Origin of the sequence: Shewanella sp. SG41-4 (assembly GCF_014164505.1) — a bacterium.
Classification (GTDB): Bacteria; Pseudomonadota; Gammaproteobacteria; order Enterobacterales; family Shewanellaceae; genus Shewanella.
In genome coordinates this window covers 1-6234 of sequence record NZ_JACJFI010000233.1, presented here as the reverse complement: position 1 = coordinate 6234, position 6234 = coordinate 1, and the positions used below count along the sequence as shown (strand labels likewise).

Below are 6234 nucleotides of genomic sequence, written 5' to 3'. Positions count from 1 at the left end.
GGTTATTGATAGTTATTGATAGTTATTGATAGTTATTGGCCAAACCTTGGTCATGTTCTTGTATGAAATCTTCCATAAACCAAGCACAAAAAGTGTGTCGCCCGTCCACCGTCGCTTTACCGTAAATGGATGAAGCTTGTTGTCTTACTGTTTTTTCTTTGGTTTGACGTACTTCGGCAATCTCTTTAAAGCTAAGGCCTTTTAACAATAAAAATGCCACTTGTTGCTCGCTTTTGGTAAAGCTCCAAGTATGAAATTGGGTCGATACGGCTTTACTGTATTCTTGTCTCGCAGATCGCATATGGCTCGAGATGTTGTCGATTTTTTTATCTGCATTGATGAGTTGTTTCGCTAACTGTTTCATTTCTCGTGAGCGACGAACTAAATCATAACTCAAATAAATTGTTCCAATTGCAGTTAACAAAATCAGTATGATTTCTAGCAATATATGCAATTCTGGCGCGCCAAATTGGGCGTCAGCGATGGTGTCAAAAAGTTTAAACAACATGTTTAATCCTAGTAAAGAGATAATGACAACATCCTTCATGACAACTCCTAAATAAACGTAATATCAATCAATTAATTTATAGGACATATGTACCATAGAACCTTTTATGATACATATATCCAAAGATTTTTAAGCTGTTAACACCGACAATAAAGACATACTGTATTACTCAAAGAAACGCCTTATGTTTAAAAATTCGTCTGGTATCAATATAGGTTTGTTGGCAGTGTTTATCTGTAGCATTGGCCTTAGCCATGCCGCTGACAATACTGAGCTAGGACAGCTACTCAACATGAGCCAAGTTCGATTAAATAATCCTACCCAAACGAGTAATAGCCATTCAGTAATGACCGTAAGCAATGAAGCAAATTTAACTAGCTCTACTTGGCTTAACGGTTTACCTAATATCAGTTTAAAGCACCTCGGTAGCACCGATAATAGTAACATTCATGAGCAAGAACTTTCACTTAATTTGCCCATAAAATCCCCGAGTTTATATGCCAGTGATAAACAGCTAAAGCAGCTCACGCAAGCCATAGTGGCTCAACAACGGGCCTTACAAGGTTTGTATCTATCTGGCTTACTCAGACAAAGCTTGTGGGACCAACGCTTAGCCTCAGTAAAATTTTCCCAGCTTTTACGTAAAGCAACATTACTTAATAAATTGTACGCCCAGCAAAAAAAATTAGCGGAGGTGGGAGAGCTGCCTATCGCTAATTCTTTATTGCTGGAACGAGAATTAATCGACATTGATCTTGAAAAAATAATCATTAAACAGTCGAAAAATGAAGCGATGACCTTATTTACTCAACTTACTGGCCAAAGAGATGTGCCGCAGGAAATTGCCGAAACAGCCCGATCTCTAGTGGGCTCTTCTCAAATAGAAAATGATCTTAGCCAACATCCATTATGGCAATTACAGGTACTGCAACAGCAACAACAAATGCTGATCATTAACAGCCAACAAGCTGGCGAACAAGACCCATGGACAGTGTCATTAACCGCTAAAAACACCTCAGATGGTCCAGTTGATGATCAACAGTTGGGTGTCGGTATCACGGTGCCTATCACGTTTGGTTCAGCGTTATCACAAAGCGAATTATCTGGATGGCAACAATCTCAAGCCGAACAAATGATTAATCGCGATCGCACTTATTTAGAATTAACCAACCAGATTGAGGTATTGCGTCAGCAACAACAAAATTTGCTCGACCAACAAGCATTACTCACCCGCGCACTATCGCTTAGTCGCACCATTACCGAAGAACTTGCCAAAGTAAAAGATCAAAGCCAAGTCAGTTATGAGGTGTGGCTGCGCCGATATATGGACGCCCTCGATACTGAGTCTCGTCTGGCCATTAATATGGTCATGCAACAGCAACTTCATTCCCAGCAACTTCAAGCTTTAGGTATCCCATTATGATGGTCAAATACGGCGTAGGCCTTAGTTATTTAATTGCCAGTATTTTCAGCCTAGCTCAGGCCGAATCTATTGATATCAAGTCATTGGGTAATATTCAGCTTAGCTATGCGCAGCCGCAAAAAGTGGCCAGTTATGAAGGTAGTGCACTGCCAGCACAAATTAGCATGCTACCCGGTAGTGAATATTGGGTCAGCACGCCGGAAAATATCCAGCAAGTCAGTTTTTTGGTTACTCAAGGGCAAATGGTCAGCAAAGGCCAGGCGATCGTTAGGTTAACGGGACCTGAAGTGTTTCATTACCTCGCCCAAGTAGAGGCGGCGAGCAATTTGTATCAGCTGGCCAACACTCGTTATGAACGTAATAAATCCTTATTTAAAAATGGCAGTATTAGTGCTGACAAGTGGCGCGAGATAAGCCAAGACTATTTTGACAGTTATCTAGAATACGAGCATATGCACCATTTCATGGAGATTGTACTAAGCACCGATGCTGCAACAGACTCTTTTGTTGTCGGTACGCCAATGTCAGGTATTGTGAAGTTCAATCTGCCTAATGGTCCTTATATGGCGGGTTCACAGATTTTTTCATTGGTGCCCAGTGACAGTGTACGTGTCAAAGTTAATGTGCCGATGAGCCAATCGTTATCACTTTCTGCGGTGAATATTAACCAATGTCATATTGCCATCGATTCCATTTCTGCAATCGCCGATGGCGCATTTGTTACCGCATGGTCATTGCCTGTGCCAAAGGAATGTAACTTACTCTTAGGTCAGCAACTTACGGTGATTCCTGAGTATCAAAAATCGGTGTATATGTTGCCCAAAAATAGTGTGTTTAGTTGGGAGCAAGACAGCCAGATATTGACCAAAACAGGCGAGACATTGACGTCCCTCACGATTGATATTTTAGGTTCTACCCCAGAGCAATACATTGTTGCCAGTGACCAAGACCTCAGTAAAATTGAGGTATTAACGGAATCCGTTGCGGCAGTCAAAGGGATATTACTTGGCTTAGGAGGCGAATAATATGCTGACATCGGTGATCCGATTTTCGCTTACTCAGCGTTTATTTGTATTAATTGTGGCGTTGTTTTTAATGTTAGCCGGTGTTCGCTCTTGGTATTCCATTCCATTAGACGCCTTTCCTGATATTTCGCCAACGCAAGTGAAAATTATCTTAAAAGCGCCGGGGATGACACCGGAAGAAATCGAAGCACAGATTACGGTGCCGATTGAAACTGAGCTGTTAGGCATTCCCAATCAAGCGATTCTGCGCTCTACCACTAAATATGCCATCAGCGACATCACCCTAGACTTTGTTGAGGGCACCGACATCTATTGGGCTCGTCAGCAAGTTAGCGAGCGCATTTCTGCTGTGTGGGGGAGTTTTCCTGAAGGGGTTACTGGTGGTGTAGCGCCGATGAGTACACCGCTGAGTGAAATTTTTATGTTCACTTTGGAAAACCCTAATCTGTCATTGATGGAAAGGCGACAGTTATTAGAGTGGGAAATTCGTCCTCTATTACGCACCGTTGTGGGCGTGGCAGATGTCAATATTTTAGGCGGTTATGCCAAAAGCTTTAGCATTAATCCAAATCCTGCAGCTATGTCTGCGGCGGGCATTAGTTTTGCGGCTTTGCAACAGGCTATTGTCGAGAATAATCATAATGAGGGCGCAGGTAAACTGACCATTGGTACTGACACCATTATCGTCCGCGCCGAAGGCCGTATCGACGACATTGATGAGTTACGCCAGTTAGTGATAAAGGCTGATGATGCCAAGGTTTATCGTTTGAAAGATTTGGCTGATATTCAGATTGGTCATTTAGCTCGTTATGGTGCCGTGACTAAAGACGGTCACGAAACGGCAGAAGGATTAATCATCGCGTTAAAAGATGCCAATACGGATCAGGTAGTTAAAAATATTAAACAAAAAATTGAACAAATCAGCCTGACTTTGCCAAAGGGCAGCCAAATTAACATCTTCTATGATCGTGCTAATCTAATTAACACTGCAATCGGGACCATTTCGAATGCGCTATTTGAAGCCGTGGTATTAGTGATTGTGCTGCTGGCATTGTTTTTAGGTAATGTGCGCGCCGCGTTAGTGGTTTCTCTTTCTTTGCCACTTTCTGCCTTGATGACTTTTTTAATGATGGATTTTTTTAATCTGTCTGCCAACTTGATGAGTTTAGGTGGCTTAGTTATCGCCATAGGTATGTTAGTGGACTCCTCGGTGGTAGTGGTCGAAAACATGGTTAACCTTATTGCGACCAAACAACGACTGCCAAGGCTTCACCTGATCTTTCGTGCCACTAAAGATGTCGCCATTCCCGTGGTATCAGGTACTGCTATTGTGATGATCGTATTTTCGCCATTACTCACTTTAACTGGGTTAGAAGGTAAGCTTTTTACTCCTGTTGCGGTCACTATTGTATTTGCGATGCTGTCTGCTCTGGTGCTATCACTGACGGTGATTCCGGTTATGGCATCTTATTTAGTTAATGAAAAAGCGGCCAAAGAGCCCAAAGCAATCGAGAAACTCAAGCGGGTATACCTTAGTAGCCTTAAAGGAATATTTGTTTATCAAAAACACTTTATTGTTATCGCGTTAAGCTTGTTGATTGTCAGTTTTGGGTTGTTTAGTGTGGTTGGTAAAACCTTTATGCCGACGTTAGATGAAGGTGACATTATTTTACAGTTGGAGAAGTCACCGTCGATTTCTCTGAATGCATCGATTGCCATTGATAAGCAAATTGAACAAACTCTGTTGGCACAAGTACCTGAAATAAAACAAATCGTGGCGCGTACTGGCGCCGATGAAATTGGCTTAGATCCAATGGGATTAAACGAAACCGATGTGTTTTTGGAGCTAATCCCTCGTAGTGAATGGCGTTTTTCCAATAAACAGCAACTAATAGAAGCGATTAGAACCGTACTCGTAGATTATCCTGGGGTTAACTTTAACTTCACTCAACCGATTCAAATGAGAGTATCCGAAATGCTGACAGGCAGCATTGGTGATGTCGCGATAAAAGTGTTTGGTAACGATATCGAGACGTTAGGCAATTTGACCAGCCAAATTCAGCAGCTTGTGAATAACACCGAGGGGAGTGTCGACGTGAAAATGTCGATGATTGAAGGTAGCTCCTTTATTAACCTCACCCTAGATAATGAAATAGCACGAGGTTTTGGTATGAGTACCATGGAGTTTGCCCGCTATCTCAAAAGCCAACTCGAAGGCGTAATAGTGACCGAAGTGTTGCAAGGAAAAAAACGTACCCCAGTGCTGATTACCAGCAACCCAAGCAGCTTAAGCAGTATTAATGAGCTACAAAACCAATTGTTAGTGATGCCTGATCATAGCCTTAAACGGGTTACAGATGTGGCCAAGCTAAGTTACAAAAAAGGCCCCATTCTTATTGAGCGTGAACAAGGTAACCGATTCTCTGTTATTACGACCAATGTAAGTGGCCGTGACATTGTCGGATTCGTTGAAGAACTCAATGCAAAAATTACTAGTGAGGTTCAATTACCTAGCGGTTATAGCGTCAATTTTGGTGGTGAGTTTGAAAATCAACAACGTGCTACTAACAATCTGCTGCTGGTTATCCCTATCGCCATAGCGCTCATCACGTTGATTTTATTTACCACGTTTGGCTCACTCGCCAAAGCTGGATTGATCCTCGCGAATGTGCCTTTTGCCATGATGGGCGGTATCGTCAGTTTATATCTGTCGGGTGAATATTTATCTGTACCTGCATCAGTAGGTTTCATCGCTCTGCTAGGTGTTGCCGTGCTTAACGGTGTGGTGATGGTGAGTTATTACGAGCAAACTAAACATATGTTCAGTAGCCTTTTGGAAAGAATTGAACAAGGCGCCGTACGTCGTTTACGACCTATTTTAATGACGGCCACCACGGCGATGTTTGGCCTTATGCCATTAGTGTTTGCTACAGGCCCTGGCGCTGAAATTCAAAAGCCTTTAGCCATAGTGGTTATCGGTGGCTTACTTACCTCAACAATTACCACGCTTTACTTACTGCCAATTCTGTATTTCTGGCTGGAGAAACGTAAATGAGCACAGAGCAACTCTTAGTGTTGATTGCCCAAAATGATGTTAAGGATGACATCGTTGATACCTTGATTGAATTGGACTTTTTGTCAGGCTTTAGCCTCGGTGATATCTGTGGATTTAGTCGTGAACACAGTCATTTTAATATCAAGGAGCAAGTAGAGGGCTATAGGGAATTTTACAAATTTGAAATTATGCACCCTCAAGCCCAGCAAGCGGCACTTCTTGA

5 protein-coding genes are annotated in these 6234 nt (G+C 42.3%); 4 read left to right on the top strand and 1 reads right to left on the bottom strand.

The features are described 5' to 3' along the window. Positions 1-22: 22 nt before the first annotated feature. Positions 23-547, bottom strand: coding sequence for a helix-turn-helix transcriptional regulator (locus tag H5202_RS16880; RefSeq protein ID WP_182773101.1), 525 nt, complete (start codon positions 545-547; stop codon positions 23-25). Positions 548-692: 145 nt separating this feature from the next. Here H5202_RS16880 and H5202_RS16875 point away from each other — a divergent pair, with 145 nt between their 5' ends. From H5202_RS16875 to H5202_RS16860, 4 genes are all read left to right on the top strand, one after another. Further along, on the top strand, positions 693-1931 hold the full coding sequence (locus tag H5202_RS16875; protein WP_182773100.1) for a metal transporter: 1239 nt from the start codon (positions 693-695) through the stop codon (positions 1929-1931). Further along, positions 1928-2956, top strand: coding sequence for a membrane fusion-like protein (locus H5202_RS16870; protein WP_182773099.1), 1029 nt, complete (start codon positions 1928-1930; stop codon positions 2954-2956). Before H5202_RS16875 ends, H5202_RS16870 begins: the two co-directional genes overlap by 4 nt. A 1-nt stretch (position 2957) precedes the next feature. Further along, positions 2958-6011, top strand: a complete 3054-nt coding sequence (locus H5202_RS16865; RefSeq protein WP_182773098.1) for an efflux RND transporter permease subunit — start codon at positions 2958-2960, stop codon at positions 6009-6011. Then, a partial coding sequence (locus tag H5202_RS16860; RefSeq protein WP_182773097.1) for a DUF3240 family protein occupies positions 6008-6234 on the top strand: 227 nt, incomplete at its 3' end. The genes H5202_RS16865 and H5202_RS16860, both read left to right, overlap by 4 nt.